This is a genomic window from Acinetobacter guillouiae (assembly GCF_002370525.2).
GTDB lineage: Bacteria > Pseudomonadota > Gammaproteobacteria > Pseudomonadales > Moraxellaceae > Acinetobacter > Acinetobacter guillouiae.
The window spans coordinates 1,668,263-1,692,376 of the sequence record NZ_AP014630.1 but is presented as its reverse complement, the minus strand read 5'-3'; the positions used below and the strand labels follow the sequence as shown (position 1 = coordinate 1,692,376).

At 39.9% G+C, this 24,114-nt stretch carries 21 protein-coding genes; 5 read left to right on the top strand and 16 right to left on the bottom strand.

From position 1 onward, the window contains the following. Positions 1–161: 161 nt before the first annotated feature. From AS4_RS07745 to AS4_RS07690, 12 genes are all read right to left on the bottom strand, one after another. Positions 162–1,649, bottom strand: a complete 1,488-nt coding sequence (locus tag AS4_RS07745; RefSeq protein ID WP_004721583.1) for an NAD-dependent phenylacetaldehyde dehydrogenase — start codon at positions 1,647–1,649, stop codon at positions 162–164. Positions 1,650–1,683: 34 nt separating this feature from the next. Next, the gene (locus tag AS4_RS07740; protein WP_096733773.1) at positions 1,684–2,961 is read right to left on the bottom strand and encodes a hypothetical protein; all 1,278 of its coding nucleotides are present in this window, start codon (positions 2,959–2,961) and stop codon (positions 1,684–1,686) included. Positions 2,962–3,045: 84 nt separating this feature from the next. After that, a complete protein-coding gene (gene tynA, locus AS4_RS07735) occupies positions 3,046–5,361 on the bottom strand; it encodes a primary-amine oxidase (RefSeq protein ID WP_167468937.1) in 2,316 nt (771 codons plus the stop codon). Between the two features lie 208 nt (positions 5,362–5,569). Further along, entirely contained in the window at positions 5,570–6,484 is a 915-nt protein-coding gene (gene feaR / locus AS4_RS07730) for a transcriptional regulator FeaR (RefSeq protein ID WP_096733771.1), read from the bottom strand. A gap of 144 nt (positions 6,485–6,628) precedes the next feature. Further along, positions 6,629–7,588 (bottom strand): p-hydroxyphenylacetate 3-hydroxylase reductase component, encoded by a 960-nt coding sequence (locus AS4_RS07725; protein ID WP_406565196.1) that lies wholly within the window; start codon positions 7,586–7,588, stop codon positions 6,629–6,631. 65 nt (positions 7,589–7,653) lie between these two features. Continuing rightward, positions 7,654–8,607: a PDR/VanB family oxidoreductase gene (locus AS4_RS07720; protein ID WP_096733769.1), complete on the bottom strand. Its 954-nt coding sequence runs from the start codon at positions 8,605–8,607 to the stop codon at positions 7,654–7,656. A gap of 34 nt (positions 8,608–8,641) precedes the next feature. Beyond that, the gene (locus AS4_RS07715; RefSeq protein WP_096733768.1) at positions 8,642–9,379 is read right to left on the bottom strand and encodes an SDR family NAD(P)-dependent oxidoreductase; all 738 of its coding nucleotides are present in this window, start codon (positions 9,377–9,379) and stop codon (positions 8,642–8,644) included. Positions 9,380–9,390: 11 nt separating this feature from the next. Beyond that, the gene (locus AS4_RS07710) at positions 9,391–9,876 is read right to left on the bottom strand and encodes an aromatic-ring-hydroxylating dioxygenase subunit beta (RefSeq protein WP_004721595.1); all 486 of its coding nucleotides are present in this window, start codon (positions 9,874–9,876) and stop codon (positions 9,391–9,393) included. A 10-nt stretch (positions 9,877–9,886) separates the two neighbouring features. Further along, positions 9,887–11,164, bottom strand: a complete 1,278-nt coding sequence (locus AS4_RS07705; RefSeq protein WP_004721598.1) for an aromatic ring-hydroxylating oxygenase subunit alpha — start codon at positions 11,162–11,164, stop codon at positions 9,887–9,889. A gap of 33 nt (positions 11,165–11,197) precedes the next feature. Then, the gene (locus tag AS4_RS07700; protein ID WP_096733767.1) at positions 11,198–11,722 is read right to left on the bottom strand and encodes a nuclear transport factor 2 family protein; all 525 of its coding nucleotides are present in this window, start codon (positions 11,720–11,722) and stop codon (positions 11,198–11,200) included. Between the two features lie 43 nt (positions 11,723–11,765). Beyond that, positions 11,766–12,932, bottom strand: a complete 1,167-nt coding sequence (locus AS4_RS07695; RefSeq protein ID WP_096733766.1) for an acyl-CoA dehydrogenase family protein — start codon at positions 12,930–12,932, stop codon at positions 11,766–11,768. Between the two features lie 18 nt (positions 12,933–12,950). Beyond that, the gene (locus AS4_RS07690) at positions 12,951–14,063 is read right to left on the bottom strand and encodes an amidase (protein ID WP_096733765.1); all 1,113 of its coding nucleotides are present in this window, start codon (positions 14,061–14,063) and stop codon (positions 12,951–12,953) included. 147 nt (positions 14,064–14,210) lie between these two features. Between AS4_RS07690 and AS4_RS07685 the strand changes: the two genes are divergently transcribed. Beyond that, positions 14,211–14,678, top strand: a complete 468-nt coding sequence (locus AS4_RS07685) for a MarR family winged helix-turn-helix transcriptional regulator (RefSeq protein WP_004721604.1) — start codon at positions 14,211–14,213, stop codon at positions 14,676–14,678. Positions 14,679–14,732: 54 nt separating this feature from the next. On the opposite strand, the gene AS4_RS07680 is transcribed toward AS4_RS07685, so the two are convergent. The 4 genes from AS4_RS07680 to AS4_RS07665 all read right to left on the bottom strand — a co-directional run bounded on the left by AS4_RS07680 (position 14,733) and on the right by AS4_RS07665 (position 19,355). Then, positions 14,733–15,728 (bottom strand): 3-hydroxybutyryl-CoA dehydrogenase, encoded by a 996-nt coding sequence (locus AS4_RS07680; protein ID WP_096733764.1) that lies wholly within the window; start codon positions 15,726–15,728, stop codon positions 14,733–14,735. A 1-nt stretch (position 15,729) separates the two neighbouring features. Then, entirely contained in the window at positions 15,730–16,836 is a 1,107-nt protein-coding gene (locus AS4_RS07675) for an NAD/NADP-dependent octopine/nopaline dehydrogenase family protein (protein ID WP_096733763.1), read from the bottom strand. Positions 16,837–16,919: 83 nt separating this feature from the next. Beyond that, entirely contained in the window at positions 16,920–17,921 is a 1,002-nt protein-coding gene (locus AS4_RS07670) for an AraC family transcriptional regulator (protein WP_096733762.1), read from the bottom strand. A 90-nt stretch (positions 17,922–18,011) separates the two neighbouring features. Next, positions 18,012–19,355 (bottom strand): spinster family MFS transporter, encoded by a 1,344-nt coding sequence (locus AS4_RS07665; RefSeq protein ID WP_004721612.1) that lies wholly within the window; start codon positions 19,353–19,355, stop codon positions 18,012–18,014. Positions 19,356–19,719: 364 nt separating this feature from the next. Between AS4_RS07665 and AS4_RS07660 the strand changes: the two genes are divergently transcribed. The 4 genes from AS4_RS07660 to antC all read left to right on the top strand — a co-directional run bounded on the left by AS4_RS07660 (position 19,720) and on the right by antC (position 23,766). Beyond that, a complete protein-coding gene (locus AS4_RS07660; RefSeq protein WP_096733761.1) occupies positions 19,720–20,112 on the top strand; it encodes a DUF4440 domain-containing protein in 393 nt (130 codons plus the stop codon). A gap of 701 nt (positions 20,113–20,813) precedes the next feature. Continuing rightward, positions 20,814–22,229 (top strand): anthranilate 1,2-dioxygenase large subunit, encoded by a 1,416-nt coding sequence (gene antA / locus AS4_RS07655; protein ID WP_034614163.1) that lies wholly within the window; start codon positions 20,814–20,816, stop codon positions 22,227–22,229. Between the two features lie 2 nt (positions 22,230–22,231). Further along, positions 22,232–22,723: an anthranilate 1,2-dioxygenase small subunit gene (gene antB, locus AS4_RS07650; RefSeq protein WP_004721618.1), complete on the top strand. Its 492-nt coding sequence runs from the start codon at positions 22,232–22,234 to the stop codon at positions 22,721–22,723. Between the two features lie 11 nt (positions 22,724–22,734). Beyond that, positions 22,735–23,766 (top strand): anthranilate 1,2-dioxygenase electron transfer component AntC, encoded by a 1,032-nt coding sequence (antC, locus tag AS4_RS07645; RefSeq protein WP_096733760.1) that lies wholly within the window; start codon positions 22,735–22,737, stop codon positions 23,764–23,766. Positions 23,767–24,114 lie beyond the last annotated feature (348 nt).

Below are 24,114 nucleotides of genomic sequence, written 5' to 3'. Positions count from 1 at the left end.
CAGCCCAATATATAGATATATTGGGCTGTTTAAATTTTAAAGCTTGTTCAACTTATATATTTTCAGAACTTATCAAGCCTATATTCGCAATCAGTAGATCACTGGAAGCGATACCACTCTTTCAGACTCTGCTACCTACTTTTAAATATCTATGCACATTTTTAATAGCGAATCATCACTGATTTTAATTCAGTGAAATCTTCAATAAATGCATCTGAAAACTCTCGACCAGTTCCTGAAGCTTTCACACCACCAAATGGAACCGACGGATCTAAAAAAGTATGCATATTGACCCATAAAGTACCCGCTTCAATTTTCGGTATTAACCGCAAAGCTTTGGATAAATCGTTGGTCCAAATACTTGCGGTTAAACCAAACCGAGAATGATTCATCAGCTGAATGAGTTCTTCATCCGTTTCAAACGGCATTAACCCTACAATTGGACCAAAGGTCTCTTCTAAAAATAATGGATCATCAATCGCTTTTAAGGAAATTAAAGTCGGTTCGACAAAATAACCTGTTTGTTGCAAAGTATCTCCACCAGCAATAATTTGATTATTGGCTTTAGCCAAATCTAAATAATGCTTTACTTTATCAAAGTGAGGCCGGTTAGACAGCGGACCAAACATACTGCTTTCATCCATCGCCGATCCAATTTTAAATTGAGATAATGCTTTAGAAAGCTTGGCAACAAGCTCATCATATTTTGTCTGATGCACAAAAAACCGCTCTGGCGATGCACATACTTGGCCTTGATGCACAAAAGTTGCTTGTATCAAGGTAGGTAAAATCTCATCTATATTTGCATCAGCCAAAATGGCAATCGCATTTTTACCCCCCAACTCCAAGCTAACACGAGTTAAATCACTGCTCATCGCAAGCTTACCAATAGCAATCCCCGTAGGTACTGAGCCTGTGAAAGAAACCTTTTTAACCAAGGGTGACTCAATCAGATATTGCCCAGTTTCGCCTTTACCCGTCACAACATTGATCACACCTGCTGGAATACCCGCTTCAATTGCTAACTCAGCTAAACGTAGCAATGACAAACTGGCAAATTCACTGGGTTTCAGCACAATGCTACAGCCTGTTGTTAAAGCTGAACCAATTTTCCAAATGCCAATCATGAGTGAAAAATTCCACGGAACAATACCCGCGACGACCCCAACAGGCTGCCTTAAGGTAAATGCGGTATATTTTTCACCTTGTGTAGAAGGAATAGAAGGTTGCATGGTTTGACCATGAATCTTGGTGGCCCAACCAGCAAAATATCTTAAAAAAATAATAGATTGTGCCACTTCAAGATGACGGGAAATATGAATTAATTTTCCAGTAGACAAAGACTCTAGTTGCGCAAGTTCCTCAGCATATTGCTCAATTAAATCTGCCAATTTATTTAGTTTTACACCACGTTGATACGGTGTCGTTTCAGCCCAAGCATTTTGAAAAGCATGATCTGCACTGGATACTGCATCTACAACATCTTGTTGACTCGCGATACTGATCTGAGCAATGACTTGTTCGGTAGAGGGGTTTACAATATCAACTTTATTTGAATGTTGAGCAGCAACCCACTTTCCGTCAATAAAATGTCCATGCGCTCTATTCAAAAAAGTCTGTACGCTATCTAATATTTTGACTTCATTCATTTTTATTCCTCACACTTAACTTTAAAGGGCTTAATTAATAGATATATTGCAAAATCAATTGAGCATATAGATTGGTCTTATCATCATAGTTTTGAGTACCGCCACTATGGATATCTTGCTTCGGTTTATACAGCCCAATGAGCGGAATAACGGTAACGTTTTTATTTACAGACCAGACCGAAAACACATCCAACTCATGTCCATCAACATTTGTTAAAGCTTTATTTACTGTTTTAAACTTATGTGCCAAAGCACCTAATATAAAATTTTCTTTTAAATTCATCATGTAAGATATTTGATGAATATCGGCATTTTTATTGAAAGGACCCGCATAATTTCCAGCAACCTCCCCCTGAAACCATGTTCCAAATCCCACGGTATTTCCATAAAACATGGGATCATATTGGTCTGAAAAACGACTAAAGCGATAGCCTAGCGAAGGCGTATATTTTGAGGATAAAAAGTTATAGTTCAGTCCTAAATAACCTGCATTTTCTTGGTGTTCCTTTTTGTCTTGAACAACAAATTCAGATTTTATTTGTAATTCTGGTAAAAGTTGATAATTCAAACGTAAAGCATAATTTTTAAGATCTTCCCGCCCTGAAATATGCTCGGCATCTTCAAGATCTAATACATTTAAGTAAGTAAATCCGATACCTTTATCATTAAGTTGATACATCAGATCAGTCACAAAGAGTTCTGATGAAAATTGTGCTTTATTATTCGATTTTAAATAGGCCAGTTTTAAGGTTGTATGATCTTGCAATTTATATTGCAGCAGACTGGTAAAATCAAAACTGCGTCGTGCCGCCAGATAATAGGCCCCTCCACGGTCTAATGCGCCATCTGCGGGTAGTTTTCCGAGGTTTAATGCATCACCAGCAATAAAAAAACCGTCTCCAATCATTATATTTTGTCGACCAATACTTAAATCATAAGTGGTCAATTGATCTTTATGAGTACCATCTTTAAAACCAATGACCCATTCATTCACATCAGTTTTACGTTCTTTACCATTACTATTTTGTCCTGCATCCCCCTCTCCAAATGTGGCTGAGCTAATCCCACTCAAACCTGCGTAGAGTTGGTTGTTATTCAATGTGTATTGTCCTTTTGCACCATATTTAAGATGCCCTTCTTGCCAATTTATTCTTTGCTCAGCTATGTTTTCACCGTTATAACTTTTCCCACTGCTAAAAGCACCCAAGGTGACTTCAAAAATCGGTTGGATTTCTATTTCGCTTGCATAGACAGTTGAAAAAATTGAGACAAAGATAGTCCCTCTCATCACTTGAGAAAGTAGCGTTTTCATACAAAATTCCTTTTTTGTGAACGGTCTACAAGACGCTAAGTTTTGGGTAACTTATTGGTTACCTATACTTGCTGATTGGCATCTTTAGTGATGCTCATGCTGGGTATTTTCTTTTTCATCACCCAAGTTCAAGGTTGGTGTATTGTCAAAGAAATTCCACGGTTTGATTAAGGTATAAACCCATTCGGTTGGCATAATTGGCCATTCTTCAGCACGTGCAACATGGGTTGTTCCTGTCGTCATCCAGACCACAAGGTCTTTATTCTCAATATTGTCATTGTTACGAATAAACTGTCCTAAACCAGTATCATGCGTTGAGCGATTTGAATATTTACCTTCAGGGTAGCGTTCATCGGCATCGTACTGCGTCACCCAAATTTGCTTATCCATAAAATTCAGGCGTTTAAATAACCATTCATCTTTGGCAAAATTTGCCCCCTTCGCCACAGGGTGTGTACCGCCAGCAAACGGAATCAGCTGATAAGAAACTGGGTTACCGAGTTTATTTTCCTTATTAAAGTTGGTTAGCAAACGAATAGTCGACGGATCAAACTTTTCAGCGGCGTTTTGCTCATTGCTAATCACCTGACTGTCAATTTGCATCGTACTTGTACGAACACCACCTCTGTCATTTACCTTCACGACAGGGTCCATATGCATAAAGCTATTATTTTCCCCATCGACATCCAGATCTAAACGGAAGTTATAGATATGTTGATGCGTTGTACCAACAATATTATGGTCAATTAACGTGCCGTATTTAGTGTCTTCTTTGGCAGTACTGTCATGCATAGTTCGCGCTTTAACCCCTTTAACAGCTTCAATTCCTGTTGCACCAGCATTAATTCCAATGACACCATTTTGAGCAAATACCCAATCAAACATGTAATCATAGTTTCCAACCGTACTAATCCAGCGCACCACAAGCTCACGGCGGGCTTCAGTTGCATCCTGATCACCAAAAATTTCTTGATGCTTATACTCAGGTCCAGCATATCGCTCAAAAATTGCGATCGCATTTGGAATAACTTGGGGCTGCCCTTTATAGTCAGCAATCACAGCATCCAGTAAAACCGCATTTTCTGGTGCATCTGTTCCCAGTTGAATCGATGAAGTGAGTGTTCCCATACCATACTCACCTGAGTCTAGATAAGATTTAAAGTACCATCCCATATCAGGGTCACCATATGGAACAACCATTCCACCAAGGTTGCCCTCATACATGACTTTACGCTTTACACCCTTATCTTTATAAGTCACGGTTGAAAGCTGTAATCCAACACGAGAATCTAGTCCAACATGGAAACACCAGTTTCCCCAATGTACAGTTTGTCCAGTAATTGTGAAGTTTTTACCTTCAGGTTCAATAATGTTCAGTGGTTTAATTTTCGGGGGTTGCGTATTTTTAGTCGCATAAGGTCGATCTGCCATCGGAACGGGAATCATTGCCCCTTCTTCAATTTTAATAATTTTTTCTTTATCTAGATCAACCACAGCAACTAAATTTTCAATAGGATGTGCCCAATAATTGCCATCGCCTGTATCTAAATATGACACGACTTTTAAAACATTCAGTTGTTTGTCTAAACCATCCTTACCGCCAAAATATCCAACCGTTAAAGGATTGGTAATGACCTTTTTAACATCCGTTACACCTCGTTTACGTAAAGCTTCCTGATATTCTTTGCTTGACTCAATCACACGCTGGACTGTCTCGAAGTTATCTAGCAGGATCATTCCATGTGTATCTTTTAATACATTCCACTCTGTAACTTGCTGAGTATGAAGGTTCACTTCACCTTCAATCGCTTGATTACCTTTTAATAGAATAAAAGATGCTATACGGTCTTCTTTATAGTCTTTGTGGTTAATAAAATAATCCCACACTTTGGCTTTTTCAGGTTCTTTCAGCTTTAACTCGGCAAAACGCATATTTTTATAGGCATATTTTGAGCGATTAATACTTTCAAATGTTTTTTTGATTTCTTCTGTACTTAAACTATTGAGTGGGTGAAACGTGTTTTCAATTTTAAATGTTTGATCTAAGCCAGACTGAAATACTTCATTGAAAAAGTCTTTGCCAATAACAGGCTTACCCTCTTTAATAACTAATGGCACACTTAACTTTAACGGTTTACCATTGACTAAAACCTGATCTGAATTTGGTTTAGCTCTCACCACTATAGAGCCTTTGCTGATCATATACGTATTGGTAAAATCATCTTTTACAACTTTAGCGCCTTGCTCGCTCATGTTTTGATATAAAGGGACTAATTCTGCCTGTCCACCATGCGCATAAGCTTGTGTGTTCAGTCCCCAAAAGCTTGCAGCTATAGATAAGTTAAGCGCCAATATTTTTTGTATATCATTGAATAATCGTTGTTTACGCATCAGTTTCATCCTTTTCATCTATCCCTAAACTATCTAAGACAGATAGTTAAATGCACGTTCCTATGTGTGAAATTCGTGAGATAAACTGAATATTTTTAAGTTTATTCAGTCGTTCCTAACTGTTCTCATCGATTTAATTTCAACACACTTGCATGGGGCTAGCTTGTTCAGGAATGACCTCGAACTTGTCTAGAAGTGACATCAAAAAACAAAAGACTTAAGTCAAGACATGCTCTCTAAATTCTTTAGGAGAGACACCATAATTTTTTTTAAAGATTTTTGAAAAATGCGCGCCATCCCAAAATCCCCATTTCAAAGCAATTTGGGTAATCGAGCTTTGCTTATTTTTTTTATCAAGCAAATCTGCTTTAATTTTTTCTAAGCGTTTGAGCTGTATATACTTGTTAATCGATAAATTTTCTTGAAGAAATAATCGATAAAGATGCCGTAATGATACACCAATATGCTCAGCAATCAGCTTAGGTGTCAGATCAGGTTTGGCTAAATTTTCAATAATATAGCGCTCGGCTTTTTCCATAAGATTATTTGAATCATGCATATTTTTATAATTAATTGTCGGCTTGATTAATGCAATCAAGGCATCTTCAAAAGCATTGCCATCTTCAGTTGCATACCAAAGTTTAATGTTTTCAGCAGACATATTTTTCATAATATTTTTAAGTAAAAAACCACTCATATTTTGCGTAATGAGTTTGCCAAAATATTCAGAACTAATATTTTCTTTCAGCAATTTTTCCCGCGACAGATGCACAGAAATTTGACTGACTAAGCCTTGTGGAAACATAGAAATTGTTTCAACTGGGTCGAGTAATACAATATCGCCCTCATTGAGAATCAAGGTTTCATTTTTATAGTTCAACTGTATTTTGCCTGAATACTGCAAAATCAAAAAACAAAAACGATTATTTACTCGATCAATTTCATCCGCTTTTCGGACAATTTTGTTTGCATTATTTTTAATAAAAGCGATCTCAGTATCGCCCAATAAAAAACATTCGACTTCGCCAATGAACAAATCACGTGTACCATCAAAATCTGTTTCAAAATTACCGCAAACATTTTTGATATTACGCGTCCAAGTTATTAGTGCATCACGTACATATTGGTTCATCCGCTCACTTCCTTGTTTTACGGTTTAAACTGTTCAAAAATCGATATTAAATATACTTCTCGCTCATAAATTCTTTTGTTTATTATATAAATAGCGAATAGTCTAAAGCTGATAGACCCTTACAACCTATCAGCTTGTTAAGCCTTATACAATCCCCGCAATATCCTTTAAAATTTTAATAAAAATTTCCTTTTCATTTTCAGGATATTTTTCAAAAACTTCATTTTGATGGCTATCGGCAATATCAAATAAATAATGTGCGGTTTTCTTGCCCTTTTCCGTTAACTTAAAAAAACCTTCCGTTTCAATCAATAAACCATCTTTTTGTAAGATAAGCGCAGCTTGTTCGATCTCACGCATCGGCATGGCAATATCACGTGGTAAATCTGCTTTATTGGATGCAGTACCACTGCCTAACACCAATAATAATCTTGCTTCACTGGTGCGAAATCCAGTGATTAACTGCTTCGGAATATAATCAGTCTGATAAAATTTAAACGCCCGACTCATTAAATAGCAGACATTACTATATAAATGCCCTTGATGTAATTCGCCTAAGTCTTCTGCTTCTACAGTATCTTTAAGCTGTAATAATGGATGAGGAATCACACCTGAATACGCGCCTTGGTGATACACCAACGGACTACGCCCTTGATCATGAAACTTAACGACTTTGCCAATAATAATCCAGTGATCACCACCTTCAATAATTTCATGTCGCTCACATTCAAACACTGCTGAACAATGGTCTAGAACTGGTGATTGACCTGCACCAACCTGATAACTTGTGCCTTCATACTTATCGATATTGCGACGGGAAAACTTATTGGATAACTCAATTTGAGAACCCGATAAAATATTTACCGCAAAATGCGTAGCTTGCTCAAATACAGAAAAACTCGATGATTTTTTATCGATACTCCATAAAATGAGTGGTGGGTCTAAAGACACTGAGTTAAAACTATTTGCAGTGACTCCAACCTTCTCGCCTTGCTCATTTTGTGCCGTCACAATGGTCACACCTGTAGCAAAATTACCCAATGCCCGTCTAAATTGCATTGGATCTATTTTGATTTCATCCATTGATTTTAATGAATTCATTATTCTCTCCTGAATCTTTTATCCTATTTAGCTCGGTATCTGAAATTGCTTCGTCCTGTTAAAAGCAATTAAATATCCAGTACCAATCGTGCTGACTTTGCACGGGAACAGCACACCAGTATTTGTTCATTACTGGCTTTTTCTTCATCAGTAAAATACACATCACGATGATCAGGCTCACCTTCGATCACATCGCACATACAGGTTCCGCAGACGCCCTGTTCGCAAGACATTTCAATCTCAATCCCTTCACGTGCCAGTGCTTGCAGAATGGTTTCTTCGGCATTGACCATGATGATCTTGCCGCTACGCTCAGCAACAACTTCAAATGCATCACCGTTGGTTTCAACCTCAACCTGAAAATATTCCTTATGAATCTGTTGCTCAGGAAAATTTTGCGTCAATGCCAAATTAATCACCCAATCCATAAATCCATTGGGACCACAGGTATAGATATGGCTTGCTTTGTCTATGTCCTGAATGGCAGATTGAAAAAACTCACGATGGCTGGCCCCTTCCGATTTAAAATGGAAAGTGGTAAAGGGCGCCAATACACTATTTCTAATTTCATCGACAAAGGCACATTGCTCTGGGCTTGCCCCGCAATAATGCAGTTCAAAAGATGCATTTTCTTGTACCAATTGATATGCCATAGTGATCAAAGGAGTAATTCCAATCCCCCCACCCACCAGTACAGCATGTTTGGCTTTGATTAATGGAAACAGGTTTTTCGGTTCACTGACCTGTATTTGCATCCCATCTTTTAAATCATCAAAAGCCGAGACTGAACCACCACGCGATTCTGGATCGCGTAAAATCCCCAATCTGAATATGCCAACATCTTTTGGGTTTTGGCATAGTGAGTACTGACGCACCATACCATTGGGTAAGTGCACATCAATATGCGCACCTGCTTCAATTTTTGGTAATGTGGCAGAATTTGCAGATTCAAACTCCATGACTGCAACATTCCCACCTTCTACATGACGGTTTCTGACAACCACGTTATAGAGTGTAGCCATGATTTATCTCCCTTTTATGCATCTCGCCCAAGGCTTAACGCATAAATAATCCACCGTTAATATCCCACGTCGCCCCAGTGACAAATGCAGCGCTTGGGCTTGCCAACAAGGCACAGGTTTCAGCAATAAATTCCATACTACCTAATGCTTTGACTGGGATATTTTGAATAAATTGCGCCATTTTCTCGTCAGATACCACACTGTGTACAATTGGTGATTCCATTGGCCCAGGTGCTATGGCGTTTACAGTCACGCCTTTAGCAGCAAACTCTTTGGCAAAGATTTTGGTCAAAGTCACAATTGCACCTTTAGTTGCAGCATAGTGTGCTCCTGTTGCAGTACCTCCATTTTGCCCTGCCAATGAAGCCAAATTGACGATACGGCCATAGCCTTGATCTGCCATATATTTGCCAATAATCTGACATGCCTGAAAGGTTCCTCGCTGATTCACTTGGGTGATCCAGTCGAAGTCAGCTGCAGTAATCTCTAAAACAGGGGTTGCCTTGGTGACCGTCGCATTATTAATCAACACATCCAATTTGCTGAATTTTTGTTGAATCCACTGCACTGCGGCATGAAAATCTTGCTCAACTGAAATATCCAGTTTTAACGCAAACATATTCTCCGCATTAGGACTACGTGCTTTGGCATTTTCAGCCTTTTCTAAGCTGCTGGCAGAGACAATCACTTGATGCCCCTGTGCTGCAAAATATTCGGCGATTACATTCCCTAAACCAGACGCTGCGCCCGTGACTAAAACAACCTGTTTCATTTTTTGCGCTCCTAGAGGATGTAACTGATACCCGCCAAAGTATCGGTCGAGTTGACTAAGTTGATAATTTTACGATTGATCTTAAAGCCTTGTTCTGGATCACGAACCAAATGAAAAATCACATCTGCGGTGTAATGTTTTAAGCTTTCCTTACGGAATTCACGGAGGTTTTGTGCACAACGTAAAATGATTTCACCATCCTCATCTTTTACGACACGGATACGTGACACGCTACGGACGGTATTGGCTTTGGGTGCAGTCGAAATCGCTTCACCATTTTCCAAACGTTCGACCCGTAATGTACGCATATGATTATTGTCATAGGCATAGTTCAAATTGTTTTCATAATCCTTCAGCGTCGGATCAATCGGAATGATATACACGCCTTTTTCATTCCAGAGATTGAGCCATTCACGGTATTCACTGTGATCTAACATGTCAGCTTCAGCCCAAACAAAAGCAGTCACTTCATTTAATAATTGCAAATTCATGTTCATGCTACTCTCCTTAAGCCGTCATCATCTTTTTCCACTGCTGATAAGCAGCGCGCATTCCAGTTTCTGCACTGACATCGCTCTTTAAGCCATCTTCAGTTTTTACTTCGCCGGGTAAACCACGGTTCAACATGATCCATAAATCATGACCAGCATTGGCACCATGTTGCACACGTTCCCACGCTTCTGAGTCATCAGGCGTACCGAAACCAAATGGACCTTGGAAATGTTCATGTAGACGTAAGCGATATTGATTGGCAATCTGTGGACCACCATCCATCGTGATCACAGAATGGTGAATTTCAGTTTCATTGACTGAAATCGGTTGCATAACACGGAAGAACGCCATTGAACAGGCAATGTTCGGGAACAGGTTTAAGTTAAACCCAGAACCACCCACAGCACGTACAATACGGCGTACTTCAAGTTCTTCATGTCCTTCATCACGTAACGCTTGTGCAAGCTCTTCAAAACGTTCCTGAATTGGGCGTTCCATCAACTCTTCATCTAAATCCACCAGCTCAGGAATCATCACCATGACACTGTGACCATTGCCTAAGTCTTCAACATAGCCAGGTTGATTTTCAAAATTAAATAATTCTTCAGTCTTCTCATCGACTGAACTTAAGAATGACTTATGTACCAGTGGGAAATGATAGGCATCGGTGGTGTTTTCCAGTTGAATTTTCCAGTTGCCTGGGAAACGGAAACGATGTTCACCCAATACTTTAATTGGATAACCTGCGCCTTGTTTCATAAACAAATCAATCCATTTTTTCGCAGCGCCCAAGAAATCCGCTAAAGGTTCAATATCGTCTTTAAAGGTGGCGAAAATCATACCGTTGTATTCTTCAACACGTAGGCTAATCAATGGAAACTCTGATTTATCCAGACATTCACCATAACTTTCAGGTGAAGGTACACCACGTAATGAACCATCCAGTGCATAGCTCCATCCGTGATATGGGCAAACAAAACTGTTGGTTTTGCCTTTTTTATGTTCACATACCGTTGCTGCACGATGGCGGCAACGATTGAGCAATACATGGACTTTTTTCTTACGGTCACGTACAACGACCACAGGTTGCTTACCAATATTGATGGTTTTATAGCTACCACCATCTGGAATTTCGCTGGCATGTGCCACCCAAACCCAAGTGCTGTAATAAATCTTTTCCATTTCATCATCAAAGACACGTGCATCTTTATATAAAGAGGTATGCGCACGATCACTTTGAACTAACTCGCTGTAATCAATGTTAATATTCTGCATTGGAATAATACTGTTCATATCCATTATCCTTTTCAATTTATCCATAACTTATTACTGAGACGGTACTGGCAATATCGCTGTACTGTTCCAGTGAGACACGGGGCGACTAAAAATATTTTCAGTCTGAAAATGTTTGATCTTCCATAGACCATCGGTTTGCTGTTTAAATTTCACACTGAGTTTTGCGGCATTTAAATGGCTATCTCCATTGAGAAAGGTCGAGGTTTGCAACATCAACCAGCTTGCATTGGCCTGATCGCCTGCAATATAAATTTGTTCTGAACTGACAAAATGCGCATTCATCACAAAATGTGATTCGGTTTGGGTATAACTTTTAAACATGTCAAAAATGGCTTGCCATGAAGCATAGCGACCAAAAGATTGCGCATATTTCTCACCAATCCCTTCCCAAATACTGTCCTGATCAAATAAATCCATTAATTCATTGAGGTCAGTCTTGACATTTAATCCATCACAAATTTCCATATAACGATGAATACAATTACGTATCGCGTTTTGCGCTTCGAGCTGCTCTAAGCGTTGTAAGATAACGGTCAAATCCATCTGGCTATTCATGTCATATTCATCCTTGGACATCTCGTGATTATTTAAATTCGGCTTATAAATAACCGGGTGCTGGCTGCATACCAAAGCTCACCAAAGCGGCATTTTGTAAAGTGGCATCGCCCATAAAGGCATGCTGAGTCACCACATTGGTATCATTCACAAAACGGCTAAATGGGTTATGGGTATAAATTGCAGTCATGCCCGCCAGCATTTGAATTTTGCGCGTTACGCGTGCGCAAACTCGAGCAACATGGGTACAAGACAAACGCATCTCACTGATCTGTTCTGGCGTTGGCGTACCACCTGCAATAATTTCATTCCAAACGATTTGCATAGTGTCGTAGAACCAAACACGCGCTGCTTTAAACTCAGCTTCGACTTGGGCAAATTCATATTGAGTGACTGGGCGACTGGCAATTTCAGCACCACCTGTGATAGATGATTTGCCAGGCGCTAACTTTTGGAATTCTTCCAACGCTGCTGCTGCAACACCGATCCCAACCACAGTTAACACCTGTGTTGCCAATGACAGTGATGGATATTTAAAAAATGGTTCCGAAAGTTTAGACGGTTCACCGCGAATAAAGGTCCAGTCATTGTTTACAAAGACATTATCCACCAACAGATCATGACTGCCTGTTCCCTTTAAACCGACCGTATCCCAAGTCATTTCGATTTGCGCTTGTTTTGCAGGAATAATTGCTAAACGTGGGAGACCTTGTGTGGTGTTATTGACCTGTGGACTAATCCCCACCCCAATAATATCGGCCCCCATACAACCACTTGAAAATTTCCATCGACCTTTTACCACCACGCCGTCAGCTCTTAAATCTGCGGGTTGCGGTGGAAAAATACCTGCTGCAAATACAATATCTGGGCTTTCTTTATATAATTCTTCAAGCGTTGCTTCAGGCAGGCTACCCAAATAAGCAGGGCTCATCCCAAAACTCGCAACCCAGCCCACGGATCCATCTGCTTTAGACAAACGTTCAATCAACTCACAAAACTGTTGAGGTGACCATTCATTGCCGCCAAAACGTTTCGGTACCAATGCACGATAGACTCCAATCTGTTTCAACTTATCGATGATGTCTTGACTCACATACGCTTGGTTATCGAACTCGCCTGTACAAGCACGTTCTCGAATCTCCTGACAGAGTGCTTCTAATTCCGTTATTGTTGTGTCCATTACAAATTCCTTTGTCGATAAATCATTCATTACCCAACTCCTTGTCATTTATTGCGCGGCATCCACGATATATTTCGCAATTGCACACAGCAGTTCATCCGAATTTCGTTTCGCCACGATTTGTAAACCCACTGGTTGCCCTTCGCTGGTTTTGAGCGGTATTGAAATTGCCGGATGTCCAGATAAATTGAATGGACGCACCAATGAAGTTAAGTTCAACAGTGCAACCATATGTTCTGCATCGATTAATTTGGGTGGGATTTGCGGAAGGGTTGGCAGTAACACGGCATCATATTTTTCCAATAAGCCATCAATTTCATTGATAAATTGTGCTTTGACCGCTTCCGCCTCTTTTACTTGTTGCGCCGTGGTTTGCGCAGATTTGAGCAAGCGAGCATGGATATCGTCACCCAGCAAACCAGTTTTAGTTAATTCACCATACGCCTGCCAATTTTCATAATTAATGATTTGCATCCCTGCATCATAAGCAGGTTCAAACCATTCAGATTTCACTGGTGTAGCTGGCAGATTCGCCTGAGCAAGAAAATGCTGAATACAGTTCAATACCGTTGGATTTGCATTTACCTCAAGCCAAGCCAGTTTCGGCGTATGCGCTAATTTTTCCAAAGCATGAAAGCTTGGATCAATTATCTGCATTGCGGTTTCAATCATTGCAACCGAAGCGGCAAATGGTCCCACGCAATCCAACGAACTCATGGCTGGATGTATCCCTTGACGACTGACGCGATTGAATGTCGGCTTAAAACCATACACCCCACAACATGCCGCTGGCATACGAATTGAACCACCAGTATCGGTACCTAAAGTAAAATCAGCCAGACCTGCGGCTACGGCAGCAGCAGACCCACTCGATGAACCACCTGGAATTAGATCAGGATATTGAGGATTGATTGCAGTGCCAAAAACAGGATTGATCCCGGTAATTCCAAAAGCCAACTCATGTAGATTGGTTTTTGCGGTAATTTGGCAATCCGCTGCCAAAATACGCTCTACCACTTCTGCATTTTTTGTTGCAGAAGGCTTATCCATCAAGGCTTTGCTCCCGATCATGGTCTTTAGACCTTGAATATCAATGGAATCTTTCACCATGACTTTTAAAGCACCGCGTCCTATTTGTACGTCTTGTACAACAATATTCATTCACTTTTCCATGTATTTTTGTACTTAATACCAATATCGGAAAAAGTAATGTAATTGTCAAGATGTTTTTATCAGAAAGAGCAAAGATTTTTTCTTTAATTTTTGTATAATGATGAATATTCATCTTTATAAAGTTATCACTTTGCTATGCTTACTCATTTAGAACAATTTCTACCTAATAATGAACCTAGCAGTTTACAAAGCTATCCTTTCTTTTGGATTTCTCAAGTGAATGGTAAATATACACAACTTATTGAAAAGTCAATAAAAAAACTAGGTATCGACAATACACGTCGTAAAATCATTTTAAGTACCAATGCTTTGCAACAAGCCAGTATTACCGAAATTGCCAACCTCTCTACCCTTAAATTGACCACAGCAACCAAAGCCATTTATCGCCTAGTTGAAGATGATATTGTGCAGGTTTTTTCTTCAGAGTCTGATGAACGTATCTCGATGGTCAAGCTCACAGACAAAGGTAAAGAATTGGTGGAGCAGATCAATCAAATCAGCCAAGTGACTTTATCTGGGATTTTAAATGCCTTTGAAGATGAGGAATTGCATCAGTTAAATGCACAGTTGAAAAAGCTATTCAATTTGATGCCATCAAGCTAAAAGCTGTAAACAAACGCCCATTTGCTGAATGCAATGGGCGAATTGTTCAGTTCATCACGTTGTGGACTGTAAAATATTAAACGGTGGTTTTAACTTACTTTTTTCAATTCGATCTGAAAAGGTTCGTAAGACATCTTGTTTATATTGATGAATATCCACATCCGCATAATTATAAAAGCCCTGCTTTTCACGTAGGCCGTTACGCTGCTGACGCATATTTTCCGCAATAATTTCAGGTGTACGAAAACGCTCACCCAGCTCTTTTTGCAAATATTGCGAGGCATAATACAAAATATCGCCACCGCCCCAATCAATAAATTCCAATAAGCCTAAAACAGAAAAACGCAAACCGAAACCGGTACGAATAGCAATATCAATATCTTCTGCTGAAGCGACTCCATCTTCAACCATACGTGCCGCTTCATTCATTGCCAAGGCCTGAATCCTTGGCACGATATAGCCTGCCTTGGCATTACAAACCACAGGTACTTTACCAATCAGCTGTAGGAAATGCTTAAGCCGAGTCAGCACCTCATCTGAGGTTTGCTCAGAACGGCTTAACTCCACCAAAGGCATGAGATAAGCAGGATTTAGCCAATGTGCATTGACCACTCGCTCAGGATGCGAAATCATTTGCGCAATATCCGTCACTAAAAATGTGGAGGTGGTCGAAGCCACAATACACTGCTGTGAAAGATATTGATCCAGCCAAGCAAAAATTTCTTGTTTGGCTTGTTTTACTTCTGGTACAGCCTCAAGGATCAACACACAGCTTGGCAATATGCCTGTAGCAGCCTGTTTAGATAAAATCGCAATCTTATCCAAAACAAAAGTTTGCTGATCTGCTTGAATAAACTGAATTTTCTCAAGCAACTGTAACTCTTGCTGTAAATCAGCACCAATTTGAGTTTGATATTGTTCAAATTCAGCTTCACTGCGCTGTTTGGCATCAATCAAATCAACGTTTAGTCCTGCATAGGCAAAAGCAATCGCAATGGCTTTGCCCATACGTCCAGCACCGAGCACCGCAATTTTTTCGATCATCTGCATTTTAGACTCCTTGTTGCAAAATCACTTGCAGTTCTGCTGGGCTTTTATCCGCAAGACCTAAACGCTCAAAAGTACGTCCTTGTTGATATAAATCCTTACCCGTGACTGCTGACGCGATATTCAACAATCCTTCAGCAACAGGGGTTGAGACACCTGCCCAACGTCCCACAGAAACTAAAAAAGATAATCCTAAACGAGTGTCTTCTAACATATAGCGATGTGAATCTAAGTCGATATCCTCACGCCAGTCACCGCTGTCGGTTAATTTTCCATGTGCCCCACGTCCATACATCCATTCATCACCCTCACCTTCATGATTATAATGATCCGCCAAAGGAAAATGTGGTGCGACATATCCCAATGCTTCACGTACTTGCATTCGTTCCGCATCGAGTTGATTGGTGACACGGCGAATTGAGGGTTGAGTACCTTCGTTATGAATATCCCATGCGTCAAAATGTTCAAGCGGACCCGCATTCATCAGAATTAAAGGAGGATGAATAATGGGTCCAGCATTCATCAATGCCCCACTTAAGCTGTCCTCAACGGGTTCAACGCTAGGATATGCCTGCTTAAGCACTTGAAATGCCTGTTGTGACAACACGCTTGGAAATACGCCTGTTGGTAAACGGGTCGCATAACCACTAATCACAATTTGATTCACCCCATGTTTACGCACCAAATAAGGCAAAGTTCCCGTTTCTGCAAATGCCACTTGCGCAGTGTTGCCTGCTTGTTGCATCGCCTTGGCAAAGATAAAACTACCAAATGTCGCTGGTGGTAAGTACACCACTTGCCCTGCTTTAAAAAATGGCGCTGCTTGACGGGCTAAATCATCATGTGTGGTCGCAGGCAATGGAATAATAATTAACTCGGCATGTTCAATGGCGCTTTGCAAATCATCAGACAAATTAATCTGACTCTTTTCAAAACCCACCGTCACAGTACGATCGCCCTGATAATCCTTAATCTTTAATTGCCCAGTGGCAGCAAGTTGTTGCAAAGCATCTGAATCACGGCGCCATAACAGCACCTCATGCCCTTTTTCAGCCATTTCTGCCGCAGCTGCATAACATCCATGACCGCCACCTAAAACTGTAATTTTCATCATTGCTCTTCCTGATTTATTTCAATTCATCATAGAAGCGCAATAAACTGCTGGCTTATCCAAACACGCAACACGTGTTCAGTTTACGAAAGCATTGTACTCATTTGAACAGGACTCATTTTTAAAGTTTTAGAAGGTAAACACCCGTAGCGTTTTTTATATAGTGTGGAAAAATGCCCTATACTTTGGAAGCCGTGACGCAACACAATATCCGTCACTGTTTCATTACTCTGAGCATGCTGTAAAGCCACATGTACCCGTTCAAGTCGCTGATCACGGATATACTCGACTGGGGTTTGTTGTAAATACTGGCTAAAGCCTTTTTGCAATGTGCGGATCGACACCTCACAACACTGACTTAAATCTGCTAATGAAATCGGTTGTTCTAAATGATTCTGAATATATTTTTGTGCTTTTTTCAGATAGCCGGGCAAAATATGCTGTCTTTGCAAATTAAGCTGGTCACTATAGTTATTTGGGATCTTTAATAAAATTAGTTCGATTAAATACTGGGTAAAACTCGCAGAGATAAAGCTCCAGTTTTGAATATGATAATAGGCATGGCACAAATAATTGAGGGTTTCAATAATCGAGTCTATGCCTTCCTCGGTACAGGACAAGCTCATATCAAAGATAACCGGTTCATGACTGGTATGCCCCAACATTTTAAACAATTGGGTTTCTACATCATGTTGAGCAAGTTTTAAAATAATATTTCGGCAATGCTGATTGGTCTGGATTTGCTGTTGAGTATGCGGATGCGTAATCGACATAATCCCGACTGACTGTAGCACCTGTTGGTCTTCTATACCGACTTTACATTGGCCTTCCAGTGTTAAACGAAATAAATAAAAATCGGAAACTTCATCAATGGTGATTATCACAGGGGCACTATATTTAAGATCGTACAAGGCACAATTTCCAAAGCGAAAACCATTTAAACGGGTATTTAACGGTTCACGTACTTCCACTTCAAAACGATGAGGGCTTAAATAATAACTGACCTGATCTTTAATGGTTTGATAATCATCCGATTTAAACAACAACAGCTCATTTAGATAATCCAACTTGAAAAACTGTTCCATCCTTTCACTCCCTGATTATGGATTGACCAAACAAGTCACAAAGCCCATTACAAAGAATGGGCGTTGTGACTGATTGAGAACACCATTAAATTAAGAGGCATGTTCCTGCTGCATACTGGCGCTAAATGCCTTACAGCCCTTTTTCAATAAGATAAATGCCAACACACATGAAATCGTACCCACGATAGACAAAGACATCCCCACCATCAGTGGATTTTCAAAGATTTTATCTGTAATCAATGCCACCAACGTGGTACCGATTCCAACTGCAACCAAATTACTAATCAGCAAAAATACAGCTGAGATTTGTGCACGCAACTGATTCGGTGCCAGCATTTGCATTGCTGTGGTTGAAATTGGCATAGGGAAAGAGGCAAAAAACATGGCAGGGACCAGAAATACCACAGAAAGCCACAGCTCATTGACTTGGGTAAACACCATAATTGGTAAAATTAATCCCACGATGCCGATCACACCGGTAATCATTGGCGCGTCCTTACGTCCTTTTTGAATAAACCAGTCATTGAGCCAGCCTGCACAGAATACGCCAAGAATATTTGCCACCAATAACACCGTGCCTAGCATATAGCCTGCTTCTGTCGGTGTAAGGCCAAACTTACGCATGTAAAATGCAGGTGACCAACTAATCAAGCAATACAGCGCCATTGCATAGAAGGTAAAACCTAAATAATGGCAAGTAAAAGTACGACTATGTTTTTTGATAAACTTAAACGCATCTTTCATATTGGTCTTTTCAACTTGACCTTGTGCATTTAAACGCTGACCTTTGCGTTGCGGTTCTCTCACCGTAAGTAACACCAGTAAGCCAATAAACACCCCAGGTAAGCCCACGATAATAAATGCCGCCTGCCATGCTCTTAATGCACCAAATAAAGGAACCTGAATGGTGTCCATATTTTTAAGCAAGCCAATCACATAACCGCCGACCAGAAAAGCAATCCCTCCACCGACAAATGAACCAATTGAATATACTGCAACAGCACGGCCTAATTTGTCCTTACTGAACATATCACTAAACATTGAATACGCTGCTGGAGATAAAGCAGCTTCTCCCACTCCAACCCCCATACGGCTTAAAAACAGTTGAATAAAGTTTTTACTTAAGCCACAGAATGCAGTTGCAATGCTCCAAAACACCACCCCGACTGCAATAATTTTTGGTCGAGAAAATCGGTCTGCCAAATAGGCCAGTGGCAACCCCATAAAGGCGTAAAACAATGAAAAGGCAAGACCATGTAATAGACTAAATTGGGTGTCTGACAAACCTAGATCAGCCTTAATCGGTTCAATCATCAGTGCCAGTATTTGCCGATCTATAAATGAAAAGATATAAGCCAACATGCAAAGTGAAACAACATACCATGCATATGTATTTGAATGAGAGCCTGTTGACTCTGGTGAATGAGTATCCATTTTTCTTCCTTGTCCATGCATTTTTATGATTGGTATCTTTAAGAAGACGTCGCGTATTAGAGGAAATATCCATTTCCTATCCACCTTCATAAAGAAAAGCTTAGCCTACTATAGTTATTTTTACATGGAATTTTCCATGTTATTTTAAGTATATAGTTATACCTTTTGCGTCACAATGCTCAACTCGAACAAATTCATTTTATTTAAAACAATAGATATCAATAAGATGCTATGTTTTTTAAATTGGAAATTATTTTTGGGAGCGATCTTGAAACATACGTTAAAAATTTAATTTTAAAATAATATTGAATTTTACATTTATTTTTACATAATATAAAAAATACATCTCTCATAGGAAATGGATATGCCACTGTCAAAACAAGATGCAATTGAAAGTATACATAGCATGCACGTACTGATTGAACGTATTTTTAACGGGAAACATACAGAACAAGATCTTCCCCTACTTATTGAATATTTTTCCGATCATTTTGAGATGGTCGGTGCAGCTGGAAAGCGTTTTTCCTTGGCCGATGTCAAAGGGCTGTTTAGCAATAATCAGGGCAAGATGCCAGATCTAAAGATCGAAATTTATGATGAACAAATTTTGATGCAAAGTGAACAAAGCATTGTTCTCACCTATACTGAAAAACACACCAAGGAATCAGGAATTCTAGTTCGACGTTCTTGTGCGCTGATTGAAGAAATTCAAGGAAAAATGCTATGGAGTTACTTACAGGAGACTTTTTTACCTTAAATAGCTGTAAGTCATAATAACTTCATTTTCCAATGCAACGCTTTAAGTTCAATAAGATATCAATTTAGAATATAAATGATTGAGTTGCGACTTAAAGCTTAGTCCCCCGTTTTTGGCAAACACTTTGTCTGTTTTCATCCCCATCATTAAAATTTTACTTAAAAACAAATTTACGGCGAAGTTCAATTCAAAAATATGAGGGTCTGTTGACATTTCATAAATGGCTTGCGTTGTAGGCAAAAATTGAGCAGACAAGGCATGAAATGAAGAGAATAGCGAGACTATTTTCGAGTTTCATAACGAAGGCTGAGATAATTTTAGCCACAACCCTGAGCAAGAACAAAGCACTGCTTTGTTTACAGCGCAAGGCGCAGCGGGGGGACTAGCGTGTTTTTTGCCGCTACGTCGTTACGAACTACTCATTTAGAATGACTAAATTTCGTATTTCGTGCCTAGTATCGCCTAAAAAACACACATAGTCGCAAACATAGACGAATTGTTAACAGACCCTATTTATTTCAAAAGTATGCATCTTGTTATGTATAAAACAGATTGAAAATCCTATCGCAATCTCCTCAACAAAAATGTATCTAAGCATTTAATCTGCATAAAGTGGATAAACACATGGAAAATCTGGATAGAGCCCTTCTTTAAATCGCGGTTCAATCAAACAAAGGACTGATTGGATAGAGGAAGAGCCCATGACTGCACGTAACCTCGCCGAATGGCAAAATTTTGTACACAGCTGTATCGATTTTCGACCAAATGATGGTGTTTATCGAATTGCTCGCGATATGTTTACCGAACCAGAACTGTTTGATCTCGAAATGGAACTCATTTTTGAAAAAGTCTGGATTTACGCTTGCCATGAAAGTGAAATTGCCAATAACAATGATTTCATTACAGTACAGATTGGCCGTCAGCCGATCATTATCAGCCGTGATGGTAAAGGCGAACTACATGCCATGGTCAATGCCTGTGAGCATCGTGGTGCAACCTTGACCCGTGTGGCTAAAGGTAATCAGTCTGTATTCACCTGCCCGTTTCATGCTTGGTGTTATAAGTCGGATGGCCGTTTAGTCAAGGTCAAAGCGCCAAATGAATATTGTGAAGATTTTGATAAATCCAGCCGTGGTTTAAAACAAGGCCGTATTGCCAGCTATCGTGGATTTGTTTTTGTCAGTCTGGATACTCAGGCCACAGATTCACTAGAAGACTTTTTAGGTGATACTAAAGTGTTTCTTGACTTGATGGTTGATCAATCACCAACAGGTGAGCTTGAAGTATTACAAGGTAAATCTGCTTATACTTTTGCAGGCAACTGGAAACTACAAAATGAAAATGGTCTGGATGGCTATCACGTTAGTACCGTGCATTATAACTATGTTTCCACCGTTCAACATCGCCAGCAAGTCAATGCAGCCAATGGCAGTGAACTCGACACACTCGATTACAGTAAATTAGGTGCGGGTGATGCCGAAACTGACGATGGCTGGTTTAGCTTTAAAAATGGGCATAGTGTGCTGTTTAGCGATATGCCAAATTCAGCAGTACGTCCTGGTTATGATGTGGTGATGCCTTATCTGCTGGAAAGATTTGGGGAAAAACGCGCTAAATGGGCCATGCATCGTTTACGTAACCTCAACCTTTATCCAAGCCTGTTCTTTATGGATCAGATCAGTTCACAACTGCGTATTGTCCGTCCAGTGGCGTGGAATAAAACTGAAGTTATCAGCCAATGTATTGGTGTCAAAGGTGAATCAGCGGAAGCACGTCGTAACCGTATTCGCCAATTTGAAGACTTTTTCAATGTATCAGGATTGGGTACACCAGATGATCTGGTGGAATTCCGTGAACAGCAAAAAGGTTTTCAGGGGCGTTTAGAACGCTGGAGTGATATCTCACGCGGTTATCATCAATGGAATTATGGCCCATCACAAAATTCACAAGACCTTGGTATTGAACCGGTGATCACAGGACGTGAAATTACCCATGAAGGATTATATGTCAACCAGCATGGTCACTGGCAACGCCTGCTCCTCAATGGACTCAATAAAAAAGCACTTAAGATGCAAGAAGTCACTTTTTTAAATCAATCTGTTACGGATGAGGTGTAACCATGTCTCTAGAACTTCATTTTGCAGTTTCTCAATTCCTTTATAAAAAAGCGGAACTTTGTGATCGCTATGATTGGGATGCTTATCTCGAACTCTATGATGAAGACAGCGAATATCATATCCCACAATGGATTGATGACCATCACTACGTTGAGGATCCCAATCAAGGCTTGTCCTATATTTATTACCCCGATCGTTCAGGACTTGAAGATCGTGTGTTCCGTATCCGCACTGGAAAAGCAGCTTCTGCAACGCCTTTACCACGCACTCAACATAATATTCACAATGTACAAGTAAAGACTCAAGAAGATGGTTTAGTCGAGGCAAAGGTAAGCTGGCGCACGCTTTATAATCGTCAGGGCCTTGAAGGATGCTTTTATGGTCATGCCACTTATTTGCTTCGTCCAACTGAAGATAGCTTCCGTATTCGTCGTCAACACAGCGTATTGCTTAATGACAAGATAGATTCGGTTCTCGATTTCTATCACGTCTAAGGAGAAATACAATGAGTCATTCTGTTGCACTCAACTTTGCCGATGGTAGAACATTTTTTATCGCGGTACAGGAAGACGAATTACTGTTGGATGCAGCAGTTCGTCAAGGAATCCACCTTCCGCTTGACTGCCGTGAAGGCGTTTGTGGAACCTGTCAGGGAAAATGTGAAACGGGTATTTATGAACAAGAATATGTCGATGAGGATGCATTAAGCGAACGTGATTTGGCTGAACGTAAAATGCTGGCTTGCCAAACACGGGTTAAGTCTAATGCCGCTTTTTATTTCGATCATAGTTCCGAAATCTGTAATGCGGGTGAAGCTTTAAAAATCACCACAGTGGTTACTGCTGTTGAATTGGTTTCAGAAACCACCGCGATTTTGCATCTCGATGCCAGTAGTTTTGACAAGGAACTGAATTTTTTACCAGGTCAATATGCACGTTTACAAATTCCAGAGACTGACGATTGGCGTTCTTATTCATTTGCCAACCGTCCCAATGCCAACAATCAACTTCAGTTTTTAATTCGTCTGCTGCCAGATGGTGTAATGAGTAATTATCTCAGAGAACGTTGTCAGATTGGACAAAGCCTGATGATGGAAGCGCCTTTAGGTAGTTTTTATCTACGTGAAGCTGAACGCCCTCTGATCTTTATTGCAGGTGGTACAGGTTTATCGGCTTTTTTAGGTATGCTCGATAATATTGCCGATCAACCAAATCAACCCTCAGTGCAACTCTATTATGGTGTCAATACAGAAGCCGATCTATGTGAACAAAAGCGTTTGATCGCTTATGCAGAAAAGATCAAAGACTTTAGTTATCATCCGATCATTTCAAGCGCCTCAAAACTATGGCAAGGAAAATCAGGCTATATCCATCAACATCTGGATAAACAACAACTTCAACAACAACGCTTCGACATGTACTTATGTGGCCCGCCACCGATGATCGAAGCCGTCAAATCTTGGCTAGATGAGCAGTCTATCGAAGATTGTTCGATTTACAGTGAGAAATTCTTACAGAGCAATACGGTTAGAACTTAGTTTTAACAACAAAATGCGTGTCATATCTTAAGATATGACACCAACTCACAGCAGGGTTAAGCTCAAGATGATTCAAATCTTATTTGGGCAACAAAACTTATTAAATAGCGAAATCATAGGATGATTTATTGATGGAATTTGGATATTTTTTCTACGTCGTCTGAATATTTCAGTTTTGTGATATCCTGATATTTAAAATAATATGAGGATTTTTAATATAATTATATTATTCAATGAGTTAAGCTAATAAAAACAACCAAAAATAAATTGATCATTTTAGTCAGATTTGCTATACATAGAGATAGATCTTAAGGAATAGGATCATATAAAGAGTACAAAGCATGATCA

What these genes read in the sequence shown, in the direction of transcription:
- AS4_RS07745 (WP_004721583.1), bottom strand. Translation starts at nt 1,649, where the DNA reads ATGAATGAAGTCAAAATATTAGATAGCGTACAGACTTTTTTGAATAGA.
- AS4_RS07740 (WP_096733773.1), bottom strand. Translation starts at nt 2,961, where the DNA reads ATGAAAACGCTACTTTCTCAAGTGATGAGAGGGACTATCTTTGTCTCA.
- tynA (WP_167468937.1), bottom strand. Translation starts at nt 5,361, where the DNA reads ATGAAACTGATGCGTAAACAACGATTATTCAATGATATACAAAAAATA.
- feaR (WP_096733771.1), bottom strand. Translation starts at nt 6,484, where the DNA reads ATGAACCAATATGTACGTGATGCACTAATAACTTGGACGCGTAATATC.
- AS4_RS07720 (WP_096733769.1), bottom strand. Translation starts at nt 8,607, where the DNA reads ATGGCTACACTCTATAACGTGGTTGTCAGAAACCGTCATGTAGAAGGT.
- AS4_RS07715 (WP_096733768.1), bottom strand. Translation starts at nt 9,379, where the DNA reads ATGAAACAGGTTGTTTTAGTCACGGGCGCAGCGTCTGGTTTAGGGAAT.
- AS4_RS07710 (WP_004721595.1), bottom strand. Translation starts at nt 9,876, where the DNA reads ATGAACATGAATTTGCAATTATTAAATGAAGTGACTGCTTTTGTTTGG.
- AS4_RS07705 (WP_004721598.1), bottom strand. Translation starts at nt 11,164, where the DNA reads ATGAACAGTATTATTCCAATGCAGAATATTAACATTGATTACAGCGAG.
- AS4_RS07700 (WP_096733767.1), bottom strand. Translation starts at nt 11,722, where the DNA reads ATGAATAGCCAGATGGATTTGACCGTTATCTTACAACGCTTAGAGCAG.
- AS4_RS07695 (WP_096733766.1), bottom strand. Translation starts at nt 12,932, where the DNA reads ATGAATGATTTATCGACAAAGGAATTTGTAATGGACACAACAATAACG.
- AS4_RS07690 (WP_096733765.1), bottom strand. Translation starts at nt 14,063, where the DNA reads ATGAATATTGTTGTACAAGACGTACAAATAGGACGCGGTGCTTTAAAA.
- AS4_RS07685 (WP_004721604.1), top strand. Translation starts at nt 14,211, where the DNA reads ATGCTTACTCATTTAGAACAATTTCTACCTAATAATGAACCTAGCAGT.
- AS4_RS07680 (WP_096733764.1), bottom strand. Translation starts at nt 15,728, where the DNA reads ATGCAGATGATCGAAAAAATTGCGGTGCTCGGTGCTGGACGTATGGGC.
- AS4_RS07675 (WP_096733763.1), bottom strand. Translation starts at nt 16,836, where the DNA reads ATGAAAATTACAGTTTTAGGTGGCGGTCATGGATGTTATGCAGCTGCG.
- AS4_RS07670 (WP_096733762.1), bottom strand. Translation starts at nt 17,921, where the DNA reads ATGGAACAGTTTTTCAAGTTGGATTATCTAAATGAGCTGTTGTTGTTT.
- AS4_RS07665 (WP_004721612.1), bottom strand. Translation starts at nt 19,355, where the DNA reads ATGGATACTCATTCACCAGAGTCAACAGGCTCTCATTCAAATACATAT.
- AS4_RS07660 (WP_096733761.1), top strand. Translation starts at nt 19,720, where the DNA reads ATGCCACTGTCAAAACAAGATGCAATTGAAAGTATACATAGCATGCAC.
- antA (WP_034614163.1), top strand. Translation starts at nt 20,814, where the DNA reads ATGACTGCACGTAACCTCGCCGAATGGCAAAATTTTGTACACAGCTGT.
- antB (WP_004721618.1), top strand. Translation starts at nt 22,232, where the DNA reads ATGTCTCTAGAACTTCATTTTGCAGTTTCTCAATTCCTTTATAAAAAA.
- antC (WP_096733760.1), top strand. Translation starts at nt 22,735, where the DNA reads ATGAGTCATTCTGTTGCACTCAACTTTGCCGATGGTAGAACATTTTTT.